Origin of the sequence: Clostridium luticellarii (assembly GCF_002995845.1) — a bacterium.
In the GTDB taxonomy this organism is placed as follows: Bacteria; Bacillota; Clostridia; order Clostridiales; family Clostridiaceae; genus Clostridium_B; species Clostridium_B luticellarii.
This window is the reverse complement of the sequence record NZ_PVXP01000132.1, coordinates 1-2,701: the sequence shown is the minus strand read 5'-3', so window position 1 is coordinate 2,701 and position 2,701 is coordinate 1. Positions and strand designations below refer to the sequence as shown.

General features: G+C 24.4%; 4 protein-coding genes. 1 reads left to right on the top strand and 3 read right to left on the bottom strand.

Annotated elements, in window-relative coordinates:
- On the bottom strand, nt 1-604 hold a 604-nt coding region (locus tag CLLU_RS18280), incomplete at its 3' end, for a hypothetical protein (RefSeq protein WP_146127628.1).
- A complete protein-coding gene (locus CLLU_RS18275; RefSeq protein ID WP_106011184.1) occupies nt 597-1,418 on the bottom strand; it encodes a hypothetical protein in 822 nt (273 codons plus the stop codon). The genes CLLU_RS18275 and CLLU_RS18280, both read right to left, overlap by 8 nt.
- Nucleotides 1,419-1,768: 350 nt before the next feature.
- Here CLLU_RS18275 and CLLU_RS18270 point away from each other — a divergent pair, with 350 nt between their 5' ends.
- Nucleotides 1,769-1,924 carry a cyclic lactone autoinducer peptide gene (locus CLLU_RS18270; protein WP_106011183.1) on the top strand — a complete coding sequence of 52 codons (156 nt, stop codon included), beginning with the start codon at nt 1,769-1,771 and terminating at the stop codon, nt 1,922-1,924.
- Nucleotide 1,925: 1 nt separating this feature from the next.
- On the opposite strand, the gene CLLU_RS18265 is transcribed toward CLLU_RS18270, so the two are convergent.
- A partial coding sequence (locus CLLU_RS18265) for a sensor histidine kinase (protein ID WP_146127627.1) occupies nt 1,926-2,701 on the bottom strand: 776 nt, incomplete at its 5' end.

The following is a 2,701-nucleotide window of genomic DNA, read 5'->3' as shown; positions in this document are numbered from 1 at the left end:
TATAAATATTAGATATATAATTTGTTAGCATATCTTTAAAACTAATAATTATAGCTGTAGCTATATAAATTTCTAAAAATGAAATTATGGTGGACTGCATAGGTGTTAGTGAAAATACAAAACTGCTTAAATATAATGGATTTACAGGATTTATATTCATAATCGTTGAGCTCCAGCAGCCTTCAAAGCCAAAAAAAGTATAACTCATTAGAAATGCTGACAAAAAAAATATAACTAAAAGTAATGAACCTATGATTAAACTTGAAAGTAATTTACTTATTATCAATAGAACCTTTTTTTTGCTTCTTGCAATTAGATATTGATAGTGTTCAGTTTTACCACTGGTAATCGAAGTTATGATTATTACTAATGGTAAATAAACACATAATACTATCATAGGATAAGTTATAACCTTAAAAAAACCATCCCAAATATTAATATCTAAATTATATTTTAAACTTAATTCATTTAATGGCTCTATAATTTTATAAGAAAGAAATAAAAAAAACGTTGTACTAAAAAGTATTATCTTTTTTATTTTACATACTGTTAAATTTAATTTAATCAAATTTAATACAGTACATTTTTTAAAATTATCATTCATAAATATTCCTCTTTTGTGATTTTAAAATAAATATAACAGATGAAAAAAATGTAATAAATACAAGTTCTACTAGAATCTCATTAAGTGTTACATTAGGAGTTAAATAAAATTGGTTTATTGATGTAGGTAAATATGATTGTACATTAAAAAATTGTAATATTAAATCTGCGCCAATCCAAAATAAAAAAGGTGAAATCATTATTGCAATTGTGTTTTTTATAATTGAAGATACTGCTAATGCGATGCTGGAATATGCAAAGCCAAATATAAAGTTAATAAGTATATGTACTAATACATATAGATAAAAATTATATATAAGCAAATTCGAAAAAACACCACCATATCCACCCTTTCCAAAGAAATCGTTTATACTTCCACTAAAGAATACACTGACAATTACCGTTAAAATAATCAGTGGAAATGAAACAGCTATACCACCTGCTAATCCGTTAGCAAGTAATTTTGTAAATAAATATTTTTTATGATTAATTCTTATATCAATATACTTAACCATACCATTTTTTACATCTTCTAAATATGCTAATGAATACGGTAATGCAGCAATAATTGGCATTAAAGGTGTGTATAAAGTTAATGACTTAAACCAAACTGAATACATATTAAGTCCATCTTGAACCATTTTTCTAGCGGTAGCCTGAAGAGCCGGTGATTGAATATCAGGAGCGTTGTAATCAAAAAAAATATACTTATGAATTGCATTATATCCACTTAAAAATTCTATTAATATTCCTATAAAAATAATGATTAAAAATTTTTTTCTTAAAATTGCTCTTTTTAATTCTATTTTTAACATGAAGTGCTCCTTTTTTACATTATTTGTAGATTGTTATTATTAATCATACCATAAAATAGTAAATTATGTGATGTGTAGAGAATATCATAATATTTATTTTATTATAATAAATATTCCCTATTACCTTCATTATTTGCCTTAAACAAGTCCTTTTTACTTTAAAATGTTTTTAGGGTCTAATTTATATGTTTTGTGATATGGTCATTAACAATTGCCTCCTTCATATGATAGAATTAGGTATACTTAATTAAATGTGGAAAATGACAGCTAAAGAAAGAGCTGTAAAATACTATAGCATTCTATCTCTGGAAAGGGATATAAATACTACTATATAATAGGAGGTAGAAGGAATGATCATGAATATGAAATTACTTAATGTTAAAAAGTATACAGCTCTCGCTATATGCACTGCAGCAATTATACTTGCTAAGACTTCATCTTCAATGTGCTTGTTTTTTATAGCAAAAGAACCAAAAATGCCAGAATCTCTATATAAAATAGATTAGATCAATTTAAGTCTTTTATTATTAATTTTTGTGTAAATATACATTTTTCAATTTTAGTATGCAAAACTACATTTGCATACTTTTCATTTATAATCTTTCTTACTGTCTTTAATCCTAATCCTCTCCCCTTACCTTTAGTTGAAAAATCATCCTCATATATTTTATATATGGGAGGGGTGCTTTCAAGACAAGTATTATCAATGATAATATATGTATAAATATTATTTTTTATTATTGCCAAATGAATAATCTTTTTATTACACAAAGCAGCTGCTTCTATAGCATTATCGAATAAAATGCCTATAATTCTACATAGATCCAGTTCATTTACAGACAATTTATATACAGTATCGGTAATTTCTATACGTACATCAATATTATTTAAAGCTGCAGTACGAATTTTGGAAAATAACAATCCTTTTAAAGAATGTATTTTTATATTTTTAATCAAATATAAGCTTTTATTCTTATTCATTATTTTTTCATTTTCAGGCTCTAGTTCATCTTTATAGAATGTTTTTAAACCTTCTATATCATTAGCTTTTATATAACTTGACAAAACCTGCATTATATTGGCATAGTCGTGTTTAAATCTTCTTAAATCATCTGACATGTTTTCAATAACATTTGTATATTCTGTAAGTTGTTTTAACTCTTTTTCTTTGTATTCTTTTTCAAGCTTATTTTTAATATTCTTATTATTTAAATATACTAACATGATAGCTATGACAAAAACACTTAATATATTAAATACATTCAATAATACTAAAAAAATAC

Coding starts and splice junctions, on each gene's coding strand:
- CLLU_RS18275 (WP_106011184.1), bottom strand. CDS start 1,418: ATGTTAAAAATAGAATTAAAAAGAGCAATTTTAAGAAAAAAATTTTTA.
- CLLU_RS18270 (WP_106011183.1), top strand. CDS start 1,769: ATGATCATGAATATGAAATTACTTAATGTTAAAAAGTATACAGCTCTC.